Source organism: Sinorhizobium fredii (assembly GCF_002944405.1).
Classification (GTDB): Bacteria; Pseudomonadota; Alphaproteobacteria; order Rhizobiales; family Rhizobiaceae; genus Sinorhizobium; species Sinorhizobium fredii_C.
This window is the reverse complement of sequence record NZ_CP024310.1, coordinates 761,659-780,595: the sequence shown is the minus strand read 5'-3', so window position 1 is coordinate 780,595 and position 18,937 is coordinate 761,659. Positions and strand designations below refer to the sequence as shown.

General features: G+C 63.2%; 18 protein-coding genes. 8 read left to right on the top strand and 10 right to left on the bottom strand.

Annotation, left to right across the window (positions count from 1 at the left end; all coding sequences use genetic code 11):
• Positions 1–76: 76 nt before the first annotated feature.
• From NXT3_RS27435 to NXT3_RS27395, 9 genes are all read right to left on the bottom strand, one after another.
• Positions 77–382, bottom strand: coding sequence for a hypothetical protein (locus NXT3_RS27435; RefSeq protein ID WP_037419544.1), 306 nt, complete (start codon positions 380–382; stop codon positions 77–79).
• A 133-nt stretch (positions 383–515) separates the two neighbouring features.
• Entirely contained in the window at positions 516–953 is a 438-nt protein-coding gene (gene arsC / locus NXT3_RS27430; protein ID WP_104841050.1) for an arsenate reductase (glutaredoxin), read from the bottom strand.
• A 141-nt stretch (positions 954–1,094) separates the two neighbouring features.
• Entirely contained in the window at positions 1,095–1,868 is a 774-nt protein-coding gene (locus NXT3_RS27425) for an intradiol ring-cleavage dioxygenase (protein WP_199773459.1), read from the bottom strand.
• A gap of 121 nt (positions 1,869–1,989) precedes the next feature.
• Positions 1,990–3,294 (bottom strand): Gfo/Idh/MocA family protein, encoded by a 1,305-nt coding sequence (locus tag NXT3_RS27420; RefSeq protein WP_104841048.1) that lies wholly within the window; start codon positions 3,292–3,294, stop codon positions 1,990–1,992.
• 160 nt (positions 3,295–3,454) lie between these two features.
• On the bottom strand, positions 3,455–4,279 hold the full coding sequence (locus tag NXT3_RS27415; RefSeq protein WP_104841047.1) for a sugar phosphate isomerase/epimerase family protein: 825 nt from the start codon (positions 4,277–4,279) through the stop codon (positions 3,455–3,457).
• Between the two features lie 20 nt (positions 4,280–4,299).
• Entirely contained in the window at positions 4,300–5,715 is a 1,416-nt protein-coding gene (locus NXT3_RS27410; RefSeq protein WP_104841046.1) for an enolase C-terminal domain-like protein, read from the bottom strand.
• 7 nt (positions 5,716–5,722) lie between these two features.
• On the bottom strand, positions 5,723–6,886 hold the full coding sequence (locus NXT3_RS27405) for a dihydrodipicolinate synthase family protein (RefSeq protein WP_097538989.1): 1,164 nt from the start codon (positions 6,884–6,886) through the stop codon (positions 5,723–5,725).
• A 3-nt stretch (positions 6,887–6,889) separates the two neighbouring features.
• Positions 6,890–8,038: a Gfo/Idh/MocA family protein gene (locus NXT3_RS27400; protein ID WP_104841045.1), complete on the bottom strand. Its 1,149-nt coding sequence runs from the start codon at positions 8,036–8,038 to the stop codon at positions 6,890–6,892.
• A 124-nt stretch (positions 8,039–8,162) separates the two neighbouring features.
• Complete coding sequence (locus NXT3_RS27395; RefSeq protein ID WP_097525907.1) at positions 8,163–8,843, bottom strand: TetR/AcrR family transcriptional regulator; 681 nt, start codon at positions 8,841–8,843, stop codon at positions 8,163–8,165.
• A gap of 212 nt (positions 8,844–9,055) precedes the next feature.
• Here NXT3_RS27395 and NXT3_RS27390 point away from each other — a divergent pair, with 212 nt between their 5' ends.
• The 7 genes from NXT3_RS27390 (at position 9,056) to NXT3_RS27360 (ending at position 17,296) form a co-directional block, all read left to right on the top strand.
• Positions 9,056–10,342, top strand: coding sequence for an ABC transporter substrate-binding protein (locus NXT3_RS27390; RefSeq protein WP_104841044.1), 1,287 nt, complete (start codon positions 9,056–9,058; stop codon positions 10,340–10,342).
• A gap of 5 nt (positions 10,343–10,347) precedes the next feature.
• Positions 10,348–11,304, top strand: coding sequence for a carbohydrate ABC transporter permease (locus NXT3_RS27385; RefSeq protein WP_037419468.1), 957 nt, complete (start codon positions 10,348–10,350; stop codon positions 11,302–11,304).
• Positions 11,297–12,184, top strand: coding sequence for a carbohydrate ABC transporter permease (locus NXT3_RS27380; RefSeq protein WP_037419463.1), 888 nt, complete (start codon positions 11,297–11,299; stop codon positions 12,182–12,184). The genes NXT3_RS27385 and NXT3_RS27380 overlap by 8 nt, the downstream gene beginning before the upstream one ends.
• Positions 12,185–12,206: 22 nt before the next feature.
• Positions 12,207–13,223 carry a Gfo/Idh/MocA family protein gene (locus NXT3_RS27375; RefSeq protein WP_104841043.1) on the top strand — a complete coding sequence of 339 codons (1,017 nt, stop codon included), beginning with the start codon at positions 12,207–12,209 and terminating at the stop codon, positions 13,221–13,223.
• 1 nt (position 13,224) lies between these two features.
• A complete protein-coding gene (locus NXT3_RS27370) occupies positions 13,225–14,298 on the top strand; it encodes a Gfo/Idh/MocA family protein (RefSeq protein WP_037419457.1) in 1,074 nt (357 codons plus the stop codon).
• Positions 14,299–14,318: 20 nt separating this feature from the next.
• Entirely contained in the window at positions 14,319–15,398 is a 1,080-nt protein-coding gene (locus NXT3_RS27365) for an ABC transporter ATP-binding protein (protein ID WP_104841042.1), read from the top strand.
• A gap of 125 nt (positions 15,399–15,523) precedes the next feature.
• Entirely contained in the window at positions 15,524–17,296 is a 1,773-nt protein-coding gene (locus NXT3_RS27360) for an adenylate/guanylate cyclase domain-containing protein (protein ID WP_097538997.1), read from the top strand.
• Positions 17,297–17,429: 133 nt separating this feature from the next.
• On the opposite strand, the gene NXT3_RS27355 is transcribed toward NXT3_RS27360, so the two are convergent.
• The gene (locus NXT3_RS27355; protein ID WP_104841041.1) at positions 17,430–18,329 is read right to left on the bottom strand and encodes a LysR family transcriptional regulator; all 900 of its coding nucleotides are present in this window, start codon (positions 18,327–18,329) and stop codon (positions 17,430–17,432) included.
• Positions 18,330–18,457: 128 nt separating this feature from the next.
• On the opposite strand from NXT3_RS27355, the gene NXT3_RS27350 reads away from it, so the two are divergent.
• Positions 18,458–18,937 (top strand): carboxymuconolactone decarboxylase family protein, encoded by a 480-nt coding sequence (locus NXT3_RS27350; RefSeq protein ID WP_097525901.1) that lies wholly within the window; start codon positions 18,458–18,460, stop codon positions 18,935–18,937.

Here is an 18,937-nt window from a genome sequence, read left to right as displayed (position 1 = left end):
GGAGTTGCGCATTCCCGAGCCGGCGCAAAATCCGGCTCCGCAGATGAGCCCACGGCCTCGGCGCGCAACTCCGCCCCTATCTCAAGAAGCAGCTTGACGTTCTGCCGAACCCGCTCGGCGTGCAGATATAGGGGGCGCGGCCGAGATAGGTGGTGCGCACAACCTTGGCCGCCCGCTGGGTTGCGATAACAGGCTTGATCCTGGCAGTCTTCTTGGCCGGCACGGCATAGCCGACCTCTTTCGTCAGCGAGGCGGTCTTGATGCTTTGGTCCGCAGTGGTCGAGCACCCAGTGAGCGTCGCGGCCAGAAGCACGGCGAGCGCGCAACGCACCAAGTTCCCGCTGCCGAATGACCCGGACGAAATCTTCCCTTGCACTTTCACGGCTCGCACTCCCCTCCGATCAGATGGGAGCACCGTACCGGCGAGGCTTTAAGTCGCCGTGCAGAAAATACTTACAACTTGAGCGATCCCGGCAAAACTGGCCAGAAAGCCCGCCGCGCGAGCAGCGCTCTTCTTATGGCTGGACGCGGCGGCCGCTCGCATCGACGACCACTTCGCCGTCCTCCTTCGCGAAGGCGCCCTGCTGCCCGCTGGGCAGGATATCCAGCACCGTCTCCGACGGGCGACACAGTTTTACCCCGAGCGGCGACACGACGATCGGCCTGTTAATCAGGATCGGATGCGCGAGCATCGCATCGAGAAGCTGATCGTCGGTCAGGTTCGTATTCGAAAGGCCGAGCTCGGCATAGGGTGTCCCCTTCTCGCGCAACAGTTCGCGCGTCGAAATCCCCATACGCGCAATCAGCTGCTGAAGTTCCGCACGGCTTGGCGGTGTCTTCAGATACTCGACCACCCGCGGTTCGATGCCGGCATTGCGGATCATCGCCAGCGTGTTGCGAGAGGTCCCGCAGGCCGGATTGTGGTAGATGACGATATCGACGGGATCATTCATTCGGGTTAGGCCTTCTCTCATGCAAGTCATGCAGCGGTTTTGGGACAACGACAGGGATAAGGCAAGGATCAAAAGCGTTCCAGTCGCCCGATCTCGCCGAGCTTGGCCAGCGGTCTTCGTTCAGCGGGTGAAGCAGCGGGATCAGGCCGCAATGCCGATCGTATAGCTTGCCTGCAACACGCCGGTATCGAGCTTCTCGAAATCGAAGATAAACCGAGTGGCATCGCCCGAGGCGAACACCGTATCGCCGCCGTTCATGGTGGCGCGCACCGGCCGCGCCGCATAGTCCGGATGCCCCTGATAGACGAGATCACTCAAGGCGTCGTCGAAGAGAAGCTGGCTGACGAGCAATTCGCGATCGCCAAGCAGAATGCGCAGGTGGATATGGACGGCGCGGCTCGGATACCAGCCGGGATAAACGGTGAGGAAGCTGACGACGCCATTGGCATCGCTGACCTGCCGGCCACGCAGGAATCCGGTGGCTCTGGCCTCGGCATCGTCGGCATTGCACATCGCCGCCGCCTCGCCGGAATAGACGCCGCGCGCATCCGCATGCCAGATCTCGACATCCGCTCCCTCGACCGGCTTGCAGATCGACGCCTCGACTAGGCGAAGGCTGATGCGGGTCGGCAATCCCGTCACGCCCTCGGTGACATCGCTGCGGATCGGCACGTCGTTTGTGTGGCAGGGGCCGAGCGTCTGGGCGAGCGTCGCGATGCATTGCGGCTCGGCCCGGAAGATCGGCTCCGGTAAGGCACCGGTGATCCCCGCCGTGCCGCCCCCGCGGAAGTCCGACGCCTTCCAATCAAAGCCCTGGAGGGAGATCGGCTCGCCGCTGCGGCTGCGGGCCATGAAGGCGATCCCGGCTCCCGCAACAATGGCGCCGCCGCCGAGAATGATCGTTCTTCGTTTCATCGGCATCGGAGCGCTCCATTTACGAGGTCGAGGTGCGAGCCGACCGTTAGCGTAATCCGGTTTCGGAGCGAAGTTACGCTTTTGTAATGACGAAACGAAGCGGAAGCTCTCCAGTCCGACGTTATCGGCGTCCGCCGGAGGCCGAGGATTGCGCCGCAAACCGCGCAACGGACCGCTTCTCGAAGAGATCCGGCATAAGATCGGCCAGCCGTACCTGTGTCCCGCTGCGCGAGCTTTCCAGCGCGGCGATACCGCAGAGAACCGATAGCGCCCCTGCCCGTGCACCGGCTCGTTGTCCGAGCGGGTCGGCGATGCCGGGCTTGAAGATCATGTTGCGCATGCGGTCGTCGCCGCCATAGTGGCCGCCCGAGGAATGCGGCACGTTGACCCGCTCGACGGGCGGCTGGCCCTTCGGGAAGTTGCGGACGAGCAGTATAACGTCCTCCGGCGGTGTCTCCCAGGGCTGGTCCTCGTATTGGCGAAGCTCGATCCGGCCCCTCGTTCCGTTAAAGGCTATGTGGTGGCCCTCGATCGGCTGGAAGGTGTTCAGCGAATAGGAGACATGGACGTCGTTGCCGTAGCGGATGTTTGCGACCATTGTGTCCGGAATGTCGATATCCTCGCGGAAGACGCAGCCGTCGCGGAAATAGCCGTCGATTTCCGACGGCTGCTCGTAGAGCGCGTCGAGGAACGGATCGGCACTGATATCCAGATAGAAGTCGCAGCTTGCCTTGTGCGGACAGAGCTTGCAGCGAGGGCCGCGGAACGGCCCCTTTCGGCCATACATCTGCAGTTCGGCAAAGGCGCTGACGGTGTCCGGCTCGCTGTCGAGATACCAGTTCAAAAGATCGAAGTGATGCGTCGCCTTGTGGACGAAGAGGCTGCCGGAGCGGTCCGTATAGGCATGCCAGCGGCGGAAATAGTCGGCCCCGTGGCGGGTGTCGAGATACCAATGGAAGTCGACCGAGGTGACGCGGCCAATTTCGCCAGCATTGATGAGTTCCTTGATGCGCGCCGCCGTCGGCGCAAAGCGGTAGTTGAAGGAGACATCCACACGCTGCCCGGTGCGCTTCTCCGCATCGAGAATGCGGCGGATTTTTTCGACCGTCGTCGCCATCGGCTTCTCGGTGATGACGTCGGCGCCGGATTCGAGCGCCTTGACGACGATGTCGTCATGGGTGTCGTCCGGGGTGCAGACGATCACCAGGTCCGGCCGCGTCTCAGTCAGCATCGCGTCGACGTCGCCATAGATCGGCGCATTGCTGGCGATCATCGTGCGGGCACGCTCCGCCCGCAGCGCATTGGTATCGGCTATGGCGACCAGATCGACGAACCCGCGCCAACCGGCGAGAAGGTCCTTGCCCCACATGGTGGTGCCGCGGTTGCCGGTGCCGACCAGCGCAAAACGGCGTTTGTCATCCATCATCTCTCACGCAATCCTGTCTGGAGTGGCACCGCGCGACCGGCGGCAGAAAGAACAACATGTAAATTTAGAATACATGTTAGCGGCCGATATCGGCGAAAGTCAACCGAGAAACCCGGACGTTCGCCTTCTACTTGTAAGATGCATATCCGAGTTCACCATCTCAGCAGCAGCTTCGGAAGCGTTCGACGCAGGTGGCGATCACCTCCTCGGCCGGGCGTTTCCACCAGTTGTCGGCGGAGAAGATCTCGACCTCCTGGGCTCCAAGGAAATCCGCCGCCTCGATCATGCCGCGGATTTCCTTGAGGTCGATGACGCCGTCGCCCATCATGCCGCGATCGGTGAGCATGTCCTTCGTCGGCACCAGCCAATCGCAGATGTGATGCGCGAGGATCGCCTTCATTCGGCCGGCCCGGGCGATCTGGTTGGCGAGATTGGGATCCCACCAGACATGGTAGACGTCGATCGCGACGCCGACGCCCGCGCCCAGCGTCTCGCAGATGTCGAGCGCCTGGCCGAGCGTGTTCACGCAGGCCCGGTCGGCCGCATACATCGGGTGGAGCGGCTCGATCGCCAGCGGCACGCCCGCGGCGCGCGCATGCGGCAGCACGGCGGCGATGCCCTCCTCGACCATCCGTCGCGCCCGATCGATGTCCTTCGATCCGTCGGGAAGGCCGCCGACGACGAGGACCAGGCAGTCCGCACCGAGCGCCGCCGCCTCGTCGATGGCGCGCCTGTTGTCGTCAAGCGCCTTCTCGCGGCCGGCGGCATCCGCCGCCGGAAAGAAGCCGCCGCGGCAGAGGCCGGTCAGCTTCAGCCCGTTGGAACGGACGATGCGGGCGGCCTCGTTAAGACCGATCGCCGCCACCTGGTCGCGCCAGGGCGCGATTGCCGTGATGCCGTGCTTCAGGCAGACATCCACAGCCTCGGCAAAGCCGCATTGCTGACGGATCGTCGCCAGATTGATGGAAAGACCCTCGACCTGCATGCTGTTCTCCTCCCGGTTTCTCAGCCTGTCATCGACGCCCAGTCCGGCTCGACCGAGGAGCCGAGGCCGGCCGCCCTCAAGACGGATGCGAAGGTGATTTCGCCGTTTCGGATGGCGAGACGCGCCCGTCGGGCGGCGCTTTCGTAAAGCTCGCCATGAGCGGCAAGATAGGCGCCCTGCTCCGCTGCCGGCGCTCGCCCCATGCCGTCGACATAGTGATGGCCGTTGCGCTCGATATGCCCGGCGCCTATCAGCGCTGCCAGCACGAGATCCTGTTGAAGGCCAAGACCGGCCTGCGTCGTCAGATCCTCGGCGGACATGAAGTAGCGGCTGTTGCCGGCATGGCCATTCCATTTCTCGACGCGGGCGCGATTGATCAGCGAGCGATAAAAGCCTTTGCAGGATTTTGACGAGATGCCGGCATAGCCAAGCTCGCGGGCCCGCAGAAAGGATCCGACATCGCCATCGGACTCGTCGATCTCGAGCGGCAGGCGCTCGGCGATCGCCGCGACCGGTTTCGACAGCGCCTCGGCGCGCGCGATCGGTTGCTCGAAGAACAGCACGGATGCCCGCAGCCTTTTCAGGCGGGGTTCCTTCTCGATCCGGTCGAGAAGGTCGGCGACCATTTCGCCGCGTTCGAACTGCTCGTTGCCGTCGAGCGTCACGCGATAATCTTCACCATTGTGATCGAGCACCGCGGCGATCGCGACGAGCCGCTCGCAATCTTCGGCGGGACGGCCGGAAACCTTGATCTTGAACCAGCGGTGGCCGTAGGCGGCGATCACCTCGTCGAGCGTCTGCGGCAGCCCGTCTTCGAGCCGCTGGCCGGGTTCCAGGTCGGCCGTACCCAAGGCGTCCGCAAGGCCGATCGTGTGGCGGACGGCCAGCGTCGGCGAAGGCGCCAGGCGCGACAGGAAGCGAGGCAAATCGAAACCGGCGAGATCGGGCGCGGTGGCGTCGGATATCCCGAGCAGATTGCGCGTGACTGCCTCTGCGGCGCTGACGCCGTTCATGCGGCACATTGCATCGATGATGGCGCGGTCTACAAGCGCCAGCCCATAGGAGGCGACCAACGCCGGCAGGCCGTGCCGCGCCGCATTTCGGTGATGGTCCGCCTCCGCGGCGGCATGCAAGCCGAATGCCGTATCAGCCTTCAGCGACCGCAACCCCCCAATCGCCAGGCGAAGCGACATGCGGAGCTGCTCGACATTCTCCCCGGGCGACAATTCCGGGTTCTTGTCGAACCATTTCGGCATCATCATCTCGGCCGACCAGCCGGCGCCCGAGCGGCCGCGTTCATCCTCGATCCGCACCCGAACGAAAACCTGCGGCGCGTTCTCGACACGCGCCGCGCCGAAGCGGAAGGGAAAACGGAAGTCGACCGGCCGCTCGAAGACTTCCGCTTCGACGAGCCTGATGCGAGGAACTTCGCTCATGCCCGCCTCAGTCAATGCCGTGAACGGCGAGTACGCGCTTCATGCGCGCGAGCGCCAGTTCCGGATCGGCGAGAGCGCCTGCCCTGTCCGCCAGCCGGAAGAGTTCGGCAAGATGGGCAAGCGAGCGGGCACTCTGCTGACCGCCGATCATCGCGAAGTGATCCTGCAAGCCGTTCAGATAGGCGAGGAACACGACCCCGGTCTTGTAGAAGCGCGTCGGCGCCTTGAAGATATGCCGAGACAGCGGCACGGTCGGCTCGAGCAGCTCGAAGAAGTCGCCGTTCCGGCCGTGGCCGAGAGCCTCCAGCGCGGCCGATGCCACCGGCGCGATCGCGTCGAAGATGCCGAGCAGCGCGTCGGAATGGCCCTGGTCGTCGCCGGCGATCAGTTCGGCATAGTTGAAGTCGTCGCCGGTATACATGCGCGCGCCCTTCGGCAGTTGCCGGCGCATGGCGATCTCCTTCTCCCTGGAAAGCAGCGAGATCTTGATGCCGTCGACCTTTTCCGCATGCGCCTCGATGACCTTGAGGCAGGTCTTCATCGCCTCCATGTGGTCCGCATTGCCCCAATAGCCTTGAAGCGCCGGGTCGAACATCTCGCCGAGCCAATGGATGATCACCGGCTGCTTCACCTGCGAGAGGACCCGGTCATAGACACGGACATAGTCGTCCGGGCTCCTGGCGGCCGCGGCGAGCGCACGGCTAGCCATCAGGATAATCCGCCCGCCTTCGGCTTCGATCGTCTCGATTTGGCTCTCATAGGCCTCGAGGATGTCGTCGATCGTCACCTCCGGGCCGGGCGTCAGATGGTCTGTGCCGGCACCGCAGGCAATAAGCGCACCTGGCCGACCGCGGGCTTCGGCAAGCGCCCGGCGGATGAGCTCGCGGGCCTCCGGCCAGCCAAGCCCCATGCCGCGCTGGGCGGTGTCCATCGCTTCGGCGACCCCGAGGCCGAGGTCCCAAAGCCGGTGGCGGAAGGCGAGCGTCCGCTCCCAATCGATTGCCGGATTGAGCCACGGATCGTTGTCGGCGAGCGGATCGGCGACGACATGTGCCGCCGCGAAGGCTACGCGCGGGAAGGCCGCCGCATCCCGCTTCCTGAGCGGAACCGGCCGGCCGCTGAGCTCGTAGCGGACGAGCCTGCCTTCGAGGGGAAGATCGATGCTCGCCATGGCTCAGAACTCCAGTTCCGGAACATCGAGCCAGCGGCGCTCTTCCCAGGACTTCAGCCCCAGCTCGGCAAGCTGCACGCCCTTGGCGCCGGCCTCGAGGCCGTAGGGCCAGGGCGCATCCTCGGCGACGTGACGCAGGAACATTTCCCATTGCGCCTTGAAGCCATTGTCGAAGATCTGCGTGTCCGGCACCTCGTCCCAGGTCTTGTAAAAATCGATGGTCTGCGGCTGGTCCGGGTTCCAAACCGGCTTCGGCGTGTTGACGCGGTGCTGGGTCCAGCACTTCGTCAGCCCGGCGACGGCCGAGCCATGCGTCCCGTCGACCTGGAAGGTAACGAGATCATCACGGCGGACGCGCACGGCCCAGGAGGAATTGATCTGCGCGATCACGCCGCCCTCGAGCTCGAAGGTGGCATAGGCCGCGTCGTCGGTATCGCAATCATAGGTCCGGCCCTGCTCGTCGACGCGGCGCGGAATATGGGTCGCCCCGAGGCAGGAGACGGCCTTGACCTCGCCGAAGAGATTGTCGAGCACATAACGCCAATGGCAGAGCATATCGAGAATGATGCCGCCGCCATCGTTCTTCCGGTAATTCCAGGAGGGCCGCTGGGCCGGCACGCCCCAGGCTCCCTCGAAAACCCAATAGCCGAACTCACCGCGCACCGAGAGAATCTTGCCGAAGAAGCCCGACTCCTTGAGCAGCGCCAGCTTGCGCAGGCCGGGCAGGAACAGTTTGTCCTGCACCACGCCATGCTTCAGACCAGAGGCCCGCGCCTTGCGGGCCAGTTTTACCGCCACCTTCAGGTCATCGGAGATTGGCTTCTCGCAATAGACATGCTTGCCTGCATCGAGCGCCCTGCTGATCAGTTCGGCGCGCATCAGCGTCGTGCCAGCATCGAAGAAGATCTGGTCGTTCGGATCGGCCAGGGCGTCGTCGAGGTCGGTCGTCCAGCGGGCGATGTTGTGGCGCTTTGCCAGTTGCTCCATCTTGTCGCGGTTGCGCCCGACGATGATCGGATCGATCTCCAGCCGCTCGCCGGATGTGAGCGCGATGCCGCCCTTATCGCGAATGGCCAGTATCGAGCGCACGAGGTGCTGGTTGTAGCCCATCCGGCCCGTGACACCGTGCAGAATTATCCCCAAACGTGGCATGCGGCTTCCCTCCCTGACAGGCCTCGTGGGAGTGGACCAGCCCTCCCAAAGCCAGTAACTAAACAGTTACTTTGTGGCAGAGAAAAATCCCACTTGTCAACATTAAAAACGACAGGACTGCAATTCAGCGGCGAATGGAGGCCAGAGTCACCTGGACGATGTGACGTCTCCAGTCCTCGAGATTGGCCTCCTCCATGAGGTCCCGGCCAAAAATCGTCGACAGCGTGTGCCGGTTGGAGAGATAGAAATAGCCGAGCGCGGCAATCGTCAGATAGACGTTCAACGGATCGGCATCGACGCGGAACAGACCCTTCGCCTTGCCGCGATCGAGCAGGTCGGCGAGCTTGTCGATGAAATGCGAATGCAGTTCCTTGAGTCGCGTCGACTGGCGCAGCCAGCGGGCACCGTGCAGGTTCTCGGTGCCGAGAAGGCTCAAAAACTCCGGGTGCTCCCGGAAGTATTTCCAGGTGAACATGGCAAGCTCCGCCACCCCCTGCTCCGGTGCCAAGTCGCTCAAGTTCAACGATCTTTCGGCCGTACGGATGCCGATATAGGCCTCTTCCAGAACGGCAAGGTAGAGCTGCTCCTTGTCGCCGAAATAGTGATAGAGCATGCGCTTGTTGGTGCCGGCCCGCTCGGCAATCGCATCGACCCGGGCGCCGCCGATGCCGTTCTCGGCGAACTCGACTGTCGCGGCGGCGAGGATCGAGGCGCGCGTGCGCTCCGGGTCGCGACTTCCGGCCCGCTCCGCCCGGCCGCCAACGCCTGCTTTTTTCGCTTTCCCTTCCGCCTGCACCTTGTCCATTCCGCCACCTCCGGCACCTCTTGCCAGCCGTGGCGATCGGTGCGACATTGTAAAAAAATATTACAAGATAATGATACCTTCGCACACAACTGCTTGACAGGCTCATCGCTTGTCCATAGTTTGTAACCAATTAGTTATTTGTTGCAAGAGGACGGCGTAACGAAACCAGGGAACGGAACGTTGTGGAGGCGTTCCTGAGGGAGGAGGAACCAATGACAATGCGCATGACCAGACGCAGCGTGCTCGCCGGAGGGGCGGCACTTCTTTCATATTCCATGCTGGCATCGAGTGCGCTTTCTCAGGAAGCGCGGCTGAGAATGCTGTGGTGGGGCTCGCAGGCCCGCGCCGACCGCACCAACAAGGTCAACCAGCTCTTTCAGGAACAGAACTCGGGCGTCGCCATTAACGGCGAGTTCCTCGGCTGGAGCGACTACTGGCCCCGGCTTGCGACCCAGGTCGCCGGCCGCAACGCGCCGGATATCATCCAGATGGACTATCGCTACATCGTCGAGTATGCCCGGCGCGGCGCGCTGGCGCCCCTCAACGATTATCTCGGCTCGGTGCTGAAAGTCGAGGATTTCGACAAGGTGCAGATCGAGGGCGGCAGCGTCGACGGCAAGCTCTACGGCATCAGCCTCGGCGCCAATTCGGCGGCGATGATGGTCAACACCGTCGCCTTCGAGGAAGCCGGCATCGATCTACCGACGCCGGCGACCACCTGGGACGATCTGGCAAGGATCGGCGCCGAGATCACCAAGGCCGGCAAGCGCAAGGGCTTCTACGGTATCGCCGACGGCAGCGGCGTTGAACCGCTCCTGGAAAACTGGCTGCGCCAGCGTGGGAAGGCGCTCTTCACGGCCGACGGCAAGATCGCCTATGACGCGAACGATGCCGCCGACTGGTTCGCCATGTGGGCGGCCATGCGCGAAGCCAAGGCCTGCGTGCCGCCGGATATCCAGGCGCTCGATCAGTATACCCCTGAGACGAGTCCGCTGTCGCTCGGCAAGGCTGCCGCCTCCTATGCCCATTCCAACCAGTTCGTCACCTATCAGGGCATCAACAAGGACAAGCTGGCGCTCAGCAACTTTCCCTTGATCGGCAACGATGCCAAAGGCGGCCACTACCGCAAGCCGTCGATGTTCTTCTCGGTCTCGGCCCAGACGAAGGACCCGGAGCTCGGCGCGAAGTATGTCAATTTCTTCGTCACCGACCCCAAGGCCGCCGAAATCCTCGGCGTCGAGCGTGGCGTACCGGAGTCGGCGGGCGTGCGTGAGAAGCTCGCGCCGACACTCGACGAGTTGGGACGCGCCATGCTCGACTACGTCTCCGGCCTCGGCGCACTTGCCGGCGACCTGCCACCGCCTCCGCCCAGCGGCGCCGGCGAGGCCGAGTTCGCCTTGCGTACCGTCGCCGAACAGGTGGGCTTCGGCCAGCTCGATGTGAAGCAGGGCGGCGAGACGCTGGTGAACGAGGTCACGCAGATCCTGTCGCGAGGGTAAGGGCTATGGCTGCCGTGCAGGATTCCGCCGTAGCCGTCGGTGCGGGCGCCAGGGGGCGCCCCGCCGGACAGGGCCGCTTCGCCGCCATCTGGACAAGACATGGTGCCGGCTACATGTTCCTGTTGCCGTGGCTCGTCGGCTTCTTCGGGCTGACGCTCGGGCCTGCCGTCGCCTCGCTCTATCTCTCCTTCACCAGTTTCGACCTGATCCGCTCTCCGGAGTGGGTCGGGACGGCCAATTACGTCCGCATCGCCACGGCCGATCCGAAGTTTGCGGCCTCGCTGAAGGTGACGTTCCTCTATGTGGTCTTGTCGGTCCCCTTCAAGCTGGCCTTCGCGCTTTTGGTCGCCATCCTTCTCGATCGCGGCGTCAAGGGCCTCACGGTCTATCGCGCCATCTTCTACCTGCCGTCGCTGCTCGGCGGCAGCGTGGCGATCGCCGTGCTCTGGCGGCAGCTCTTTGCCGGCGACGGCCTGATCAATAGTCTGCTCGCCCAGTTCGGCATCGAGGGCCCGAGCTGGATCTCGCATCCGGACTATTCGATCTGGACGCTCGTCGTCTTGAGCGTCTGGCAGTTCGGCTCGCCGATGATCATCTTCCTCGCCGGGCTGCGGCAGATCCCGACCGACATGTACGAGGCGGCAAGCCTCGACGGAGCGTCAAAGTTCCGGCAGTTCTACAAGATCACCCTGCCGCTGCTCACCCCGGTCATCTTCTTCAACGCGGTCGTGCAGACGATCGAGGCCTTCAAGGCCTTCACCCCCGCCTTCATCATCTCCGGCGGCACCGGCGGGCCGATCAACTCGACGCTGTTCTACACGCTCTATCTCTATCAGGAGGCCTTCGGGAACTTCCGCATGGGCTATGCCTCGGCGCTCGCCTGGATCCTCGTGCTGATCATCGGACTGTTCACGGCCTTCTCGTTCCTGACCTCTCGTTACTGGGTGCACTACGATGACTGACGCGACCATGAGCTCGATCACCGCACCCCCCCCGCCGACGGCCAATCGCCGCAGCCCCCTCGGTTCTGTTCTCATCCATGCCGGACTGATCGCCGCCTCCTTCGCCATGCTCTATCCGCTCTTGTGGATGGTCTCGGCATCGGTCCGGCCGGAGGACGAGATCTTCTCCTCGACGACGCTCTGGCCCTCGTCGGTGGATTTTGCCTCCTATGTCCGCGGCTGGTTCGGGCTCGACGTCAGCTTCGGACGGTTCACCTGGAATTCCGTGGTGATCGCAGTTCTGACGGTGATGGGCAATGTCATCGCCTGCTCGCTTGCGGCCTACGCCTTCGCGCGGCTGCGCTTTGCCGGCCGCAATTTCTGGTTCGCGATGATGCTCGGGACGATGATGATCCCCTATCACGTCACCCTCATCCCGCAATATGTGCTGTTCCTAGACCTCGGCTGGGTCAACACCATCCTGCCGCTGGTCGTGCCGAAGTTCCTGGCGAGCGACGCCTTCTTCATCTTCCTGATGGTGCAGTTCTTCCGCGGCATTCCGCGCGAGCTCGACGAGGCGGCGATGATGGACGGCTGCGGGCCGTGGCGCATCTACTGGAAGATCATGCTGCCGCTGTCGCTTCCCGTACTGGCGACGGCCGCGATCTTCTCCTTCATCTGGACCTGGGACGATTTCTTCGGGCCGCTGATCTATCTGAACGACATGAACACCTACACCATCCAGCTGGGCTTAAGAACCTTCGTCGATTCGAGCAGCACCTCCGACTGGGGCGGCCTCTTCGCCATGTCGACGCTGTCGCTGGTGCCTGTGTTCTTCTTCTTCCTGTTCTTCCAGCGCCTGCTGATCGAAGGCATCGCCACCACCGGCATGAAACGCTGACCGACGGAGTTCAAAGACCATCATGATCGAATTGCGTTTCGCCGCCTTCGGCCTCAACCACAATCATATCTACGGCCAGGTGAATTGCCTGCTGCGCGCCGGCGCCCGCCTCGTCGGCTTCCACGAGCCGGACGATGCGCTGGCGGCGGAATTTGCCGGCGTCTACAAGGATGCGCCGCGCATCGCGACGCTCCCCCAAATCCTCGAGGATGAAAGCATCGGCCTCATCACCACGGCGGCGGTCTCCGCCGAGCGGGCGGAACTGGCGATCCGCGCCATGCAGCACGGTAAGGACGTGCTGACCGACAAGCCGGGGATGACGAGCCTCGAGCAGCTCGCCAAGGTGCGCCGGGTCCAGGCGGAGACCGGACGGATCTACTCGATCCTCTATTCGGAGCATTTCGAAAGCCCGGCGACGGTCAAGGCCGGCGAGCTGGTCGCCGCCGGCGCCATCGGCGATGTCGTGCACCTCGTCGGCCTCGGACCGCACCGGCTGCGGCGCGATACGCGCCCGGACTGGTTCTTCCGCCGCTCAGAATATGGCGGCATCCTCACCGACATCGCCTCGCATCAGTGCGAGCAGTTCCTGTTCTTCACCGGCGCCGACGACGCGGCCATCCTTTCGGCGAGCGTCGACAACCGAAGCGTCCCCGACGAGCCCGAGCTGCAGGATACCGGCAACATTCATCTTTCGACCGCCGAGGCCACCGGCATGATCCATGTGAACTGGCTGACCCCGGACGGCATGCCGACTTGGGGCGACGGCCGGCTCTTCATCGTCGGCACGACCGGAACGATCGAGGTGCGCAAGACTGTCGACCTCGCCGGTCGCGAAGGCGGCAACCACCTCTTCCTCGCAGGTCGCTATGGTGTGGAGCACATCGACTGCTCGGCAGTCGAGCTTCCCTTCGGCCGCCAGCTGCTCGACGACATCCGCGACCGAACCGAAACCGCCATGCCGCAGCAACGCTGCTTCAAGGCCATGGAACTTGCGCTTCGCGCCCAGGCGATCGCCGAACAGAACCGGGAAAAGAACTGACATGAGCGTAAAGACAGTCGCCATCATCGGCTGCGGCATCGGCCGGTTGCACATGATCGAGGGTTACCTGCCGCATCCGGACAAGTTCCGCGTCCAGGCGATCTGCGATCTCAACGAAGAGCGCCTCAACGAATTCGGCAACGAATTCGGCATCGAGAGCCGCACCACCTCCTTCGAGGACGTGCTTGCCGATGAGACGATCGACATCGTCGACATCTGCACGCCGCCCGGCATCCATCTCGAGCAGGTGATCGCGGCGCTTGCCGCCGGCAAGCACGTCATCTGCGAGAAACCGCTGACCGGCTCGCTCGCCGGCGTCGACAAGATCATCGAAGCGGAAAAACGCGCCCGGGGCGTGCTGATGCCAATCTTCCAGTATCGCTATGGCGACGGCATCGAGAAGGCAAAGCGTATCATCGAGGCCGGGATTGCCGGCAAGCCCTATGTAGGTTCGGTCGAGACGTACTGGCTGCGCAAGCCTGAATATTATTCCGTCCCCTGGCGCGGCAAATGGGCGACCGAGCTCGGCGGCGTGCTGGTCACCCATGCGCTGCATTTGCATGACATGCTGCTGCATCTCCTCGGTCCGGTCTCCAAGGTGTTCGGCCGAGTCGCGACCCGCGTCAACGACATCGAGGTCGAGGATTGCGCCTCGGCGAGCCTGCTGATGCAGAACGGCGCCTTCGTGTCGCTGTCCTGCACGCTCGGGTCGCAGGAGCAGATCAGCCGGCTCAGGCTGCATTTCGAGAATGTCACCTTCGAGAGCAGCCATGAACCCTATACGCCGGGCAAGGATCCCTGGAAGATCATCGCGGCCAATGAGGCGGTCCAATCTCAGATAGACGAGGTGATCGGCAATTGGCAGCCGGTGTCGCCGCGCTTCACCACCCAGATGGCGCATTTCCACGCCCATTTGAACGGAGCGGCCCCGCTGCCGGTGACGACGAAGGATGCTCGGCGGGCGCTGGAACTGGTGACGGCGATCTACCAGTCGGCGGATACCGGGCGTGAGATTTCACTGCCGATCGGCCCGGACAGCCCGAAATACGCCGATTGGCGCGCCAATACGCGATAGGCGCAGGGGAGGAATTGGAAATGGCAACCAGCGTCGTTCTTCAGAAGGTCGAGAAACGCTATGGCGCGCTCGACGTGATCCACGGCATCGACCTCACCATCGATCCCGGCGAATTCGCCGTTTTCGTCGGTCCGTCCGGCTGTGGCAAGTCCACCTTGCTTCGGATGATCGCCGGGCTCGAGGAGATTTCCGGCGGCACGCTGATGCTCGACAACGACCGGATGAACGAGGTGGCGCCGGCCAAGCGCGGCATCGCCATGGTGTTCCAGTCCTATGCGCTCTACCCGCATATGTCGGTCTACAAGAATCTTGCCTTCGGCCTCGAAACGGCGGGCTACAGGAAGGCCGACATCGAGCCGAAGGTGCGCCGGGCCGCCGAGATCCTGCAGATCGAGAAGCTCCTCGACCGCAAGCCGAAGGCGCTATCGGGCGGCCAGCGCCAGCGCGTCGCCATCGGCCGGGCGATCGTGCGGGAACCGCGCATCTTCCTGTTCGACGAGCCGCTTTCCAACCTCGATGCGGAACTGCGCGTCCAGATGCGCGTCGAGATCTCCCGGCTCCACCGCGATCTCGGCAACACGATGATCTACGTGACCCACGACCAGGTGGAAGCGATGACCATGGCCGACAAGATCGTCGTCCTGAATTCCGGCCGCATCGAGCAGGTCGGCGCGCCGCTCGATCTCTACAACAACCCGGTCAACCGCTTCGTTGCCGGCTTCATCGGCAGCCCGAAAATGAATTTCCTCAAGGCGCGGATCGGCGGCGTCAGCGAAAACGAAACGGCAATCGAAGTCTGCGGCGGCACGATCCGCCTGCCGCGCCGCCTCAACGGCGCAACAGAAGGGCAGGAAGTCACTTTCGGCATCCGCCCCGAGCATCTCTCGGCCCGCGACAGCGGCATCGCGCTTGCGGCCGTCAATGTCGAGCTTGTCGAGAATCTCGGCGGCGAGACCATGCTCTACGGCATCACTCCCGACAGCCAGCAGCTGACCATCGCGCTCGAAGGTCAGCAAAAGGTGGAGCGCGGCGCCAATCTTTCGGTCTATTTCGATCCCGCCCGCTGTCACGTCTTCGGCCTGGACGGCAGGGCGATGTAGGCGACAACCAGGCAACTCGCGATCGGCTCTTCGCTGGGCACCTTAAGAAGGCGCTAATTCAAGGTAGCCGATCGCACCGGGCTGCGCTAGAATCGCCCCCCGAGCAGATCATCGGTGGCAACTCGATGAAACAGAGACTAGCCGCAATCCTGGCGGCCGATATGGCAGGCTATAGTCGGCTGATGGAAGCCGATGAAGCAGGAACGATCGCCCGCCTCAGGACGCACCGTATAGAATTGATCGACCCCGCCATCGCCAAGAACGAAGGCCGGATCATCAAAACGACGGGAGATGGCATGCTGGTCGAATTCCAGAGCGTGACCGACGCGGTGAAATGCGCCGTGGAAATCCAGCAGCGGATGAAGCGGCGCAATTCGGACGTGCCCCAGGATCGCCGGATCGAATTCAGGATCGGCATCAATCTCGGTGATATCATCTTCGACGACGACGACATCTTCGGCGATGGCGTGAACATCGCCGCCCGTATCGAACAGCTCGCCGATGTGGGTGGCATCTGCGTCACCGCTGCGGTGGCAACGCAGATTGCCGACCGCCTCGAAGTCTCTCTCGATGACCTGGGCGAGAAGACGCTGAAGAACATCACTCGTCCCGTGCATCTCTTTCGGATCGGCATCGAGGGCTCCGTCCTGCCGGCCCCGCCGGAAGAGAAGGATACGAAGCGAGCGGTCTCAAAGCCCGCGATCGTCGTGCTGCCCTTCGACAATATGAGCGGCGACCCCGAACAGGAGTTTTTCGCGGACGGTCTGACGGAGGACATCATCACCGAGCTGTCGCGCCGCCACGAGCTTTTCGTCATCTCCCGCAACTCGAGCTTCGTCTACAAGAACCAGCCTGTGAACGCGCGGGAGGTGGCCGAGAAGCTTGGAGCGCAATATCTGGTGGAAGGCAGCGTCCGCAAGATCGGCGACAGGGTGCGCGTGACGGTCCAGCTCATCGACGCGATCAACGATGCCCATGTCTGGGCCGACAAATACGACCGAAGACTGGACGACATATTCGCCATCCAGGATGAGGTGACGGCGGCAATAGCCGCGACGCTGCCCGGGCGTGTCGAGGCGGCCCAGCGAGATCAACTCGCCCGCACGAAGCCGGCGAACATGGCTGCCTATGAATGCGCGCTTACGGCCAAGGTGCTGCATCACCGCGGCACGATTGCGGATAATGAGCAGGCCCGAGCCCTGATAGACAGGGCACTCGAGCTCGACCCCGGCTATGCGCATGCCCATGCCTGGCGGGCCTGCATTCTCGGACAGGCCTGGGTTTACGGCTGGTGCGAGGACAAGGACGCGACCTGGACCGAAATCGTGGCCGAACTCGAACGCGCGCTGGCGCTTGACGACAACGACGCCGACGTGCACCGCATCCTCGCGGCGGTGAACGTCAACAACAACGCGTTGACGGCGGCCCGCTATCACCAGGAGCGCGCCCTTTCGCTCAACCCCAACTACGATCTGGTGGTGGTCCAGCAGGGCGAACTCTTGACCTGGCTCGGCCGACCGGAAGAAGGGGTCGAGTGGATCCGCAAGGCAATGCGGCTCAATCCCCATCATCCGGAACGGTTCTGGAGCCACCTCGGAAAGGCGTTTTTCGCGGCCCGGCAATATGGCGAAGCAATCGAGGCATTCATGCACCTTTCGGCAATGGACCACGTGCAGCACGCTTTCGTTGCCGCCTGCTACGGCTGGCTCGGCGACGACATTGCCGCGTCTGCGCATATGAAAAAGGTCCAGGCGCTCGCCCCCGACTTTGGCCTCGAATCCTTCCTCGCCACCTTGCACTACGCTCAGGAAGCCGACACGCAGCACATTCGCGAAGGGCTTGTCAAAGCGGGCGCGAACGATGGCCTGCCGACAGCGAACGACATCGCGGCGCAATAGAGCCCCGTCGAAGCCTGTCTCGAAGACCACGAAAACGTGGGTGTGGCGCGCCACTCCCACCGTTCATTTGGCCTGCCCCCTGCCGCGTCTTCGGCCTGGACGCAGCGATGGAGGCCCGCACTCACGCGGCGAATCAGGACACCATCAACGGATCTTGGCGGACGGCCTCGATCAGGAAGTCGAGGACGGTCCTGACGCGCAGCGGCATGTTGCGGCGCGATGGATAGACGACATTGATCGGCAGGCGAGTCGGTGGGAACTCCGGCATCACATTCACCAACCTGCCCGCCTCGATGTCCGGGCAAGCGAGGATATGGGAAAGCACCGCAAGGCCGCTGCCGGCCAGCGTCGCGCGATGGACGGCCACTGCATTGTTGGCGATCAACCGAGGTGCAATCCGTACGGCAATCTCGTCCGCCCCGTTGGAAAACGACCAGGTACGACCGTCGCCGGCCCGGCGGTAGCAGATGCATTCATGGGCGGTGAGATCGCCTGGCGATTGCGGTCCCGTTTGGCCTTCCAGGTAGGTGGGCGCTGCGACGAGGAAGGCAGTCGTCCAGCCGATCCGGCGGCACACCAGGCTGCTGTCCGTGACCGGCCCCAGGCGCACCTCGAGATCAATCCCTTCCCCGACCAGATCCGACGGCTCCTCTCGGAAGATCATTTCGACGGCGAGCCCGGGATGGCCGGCAATAAGGCTCGCGAGGCGGTCGCTCACATAAAGCCCGAGCGGCGCGGGTAGTGTGAGCCGTACCTTGCCAGAAGCCATCGTTCCATCGGCACCGGTGGTGTCGCCGAGCGCGTCCACCGCCTCGACCACCTTGAGCGCCATCGGAATGATCTGCTCGCCTTCGGCCGTCAGGGCGACTGCGCTTGTCGTGCGGTGCAGAAGGCGGGTGTTCAAATGCGCTTCCAGTGCCGATACCTGCCGGGAGACGGCCGGCTGCGTCAGATTAAGGTCGACCGCGGCTGCGGAAAACGAGCCAGTCTCGGCGACCCGGAGGAAGGTTCGCAGTGCGGATACGATGTCCATCCTCGTCCCCATACTTTCCCGCATAAGCCTTATGTCGGCAGCTTAGGGGGCGAGGGCTTTACTGTCCAGATATTACGGATATTCTCTATCCATAAGGATATCAGGTATCCTTGATTGAGGAGAGAACAATGACCCAGCGCCTGAACTACGCCCAGCAATCGCCGGAGCTTTTCAAGAAGCTTTCGGAACTCAGCATAACCCTGAAAGACAGCGTCATCGATCAGACGATCCGAGATCTCGTCAATATCCGCGCATCGCAGATCAACGGCTGCGGATTTTGCCTCGACATGCATGTGAAGGAAGCTAAAATTCACGGCGAAAGCGAGTTGCGTCTTTACCACATTGCAATCTGGCGCGAGTCGAACCTTTTCATCCCCCGCGAGCGCGCCGCACTTGCCTGGACCGAAGCCGTAACGAGGCTGCCCGAAGGCGGCATCCCCGACGAACTCTATGAGCGGGTGCGCGGCCAGCTTTCAGAGAAGGAAATCTCGGACCTGACGTTCTCGATCATGGTCATCAATGCATGGAATCGCGCCAGCATCTCCTTCAAGAACGTGCCCGGTTCCGCCGACAAGCTCTACGGTCTCGACAAGGCCGGCCTGAACTAA